We start from the raw sequence: 852 nt of genomic DNA on the forward strand, positions 1-852 counted from the left end.
AGCAGGTTTGTATTGAAGTACCTTTGCAGATGCCCGTGATCACCAACGTTACCGTCGATGCAACCAGCGAAACAAAAGGGGAAATTACCGTAAAATGGATCAAACCGGCACTTCCGGAAGGTGCTTCCATCCCCGCTCAGTATAAGTTATTCCGCGCCACTGGTTTAAACGGAACGACCTATACCAACATCGCCACCATCAACACCAATCTGGCAGCAGGTACACCCGATACCATTTTCGTCGATAAAGACCTCAATACCGTGGCCAATGCCTACCGGTACAAAATCGAATATTATTATACCGAGGGAGGAAAACTCGTTAAACTCGATGAAACAGAACCTGCCAGCAGTGTAAGGTTGTCGCAGGGACCCGCCAGCCCCACCACCATCAGGCTCAACTGGACGGCCAATGTCCCCTGGAGCAATGATGGCAGGACCCACCGCATTTACAGGGAAGACAAAGCCAAACCGGGAACATTCAACAGGATCGCGGAAGTATCCGTACAGGGGCCACAGACCTTTACCTTCACCGATGACGGGACGGATAAATATGCGCAGGATGGCACCGTGAACGTGGTCATCGCCAAGGATTCGGTGTTCTGTTACAAGGTGGAAACCGTAGGTTCCTACAATAACTCTCAGATCAAGGCCGATCCGCTTTATAACTTTTCCCAGATCATTTGTATCTCCGCCGCCGATACCACCAAACCCTGTGTGCCCGTACTGGCCATTGATGTGCTGAACTGCGACAGCCTGCAGGCCGATTCTTTCTGCGGACAAAAATCATTTACCAACAACCTGTCCTGGACTTATCCACAGTCGGCGGGCGGGAAGGATTGCGACCAGGCCATTG

At 51.4% G+C, this 852-nt stretch carries 1 pseudogene; it reads left to right on the top strand.

What is annotated here, in order from left to right:
• Positions 1 to 852: pseudogene (locus RB622_RS30170) on the top strand (gliding motility-associated C-terminal domain-containing protein); the annotation flags it as partial.

This window comes from Dyadobacter sp. LHD-138 (assembly GCF_030929615.1).
In the GTDB taxonomy this organism is placed as follows: Bacteria; Bacteroidota; Bacteroidia; order Cytophagales; family Spirosomataceae; genus Dyadobacter.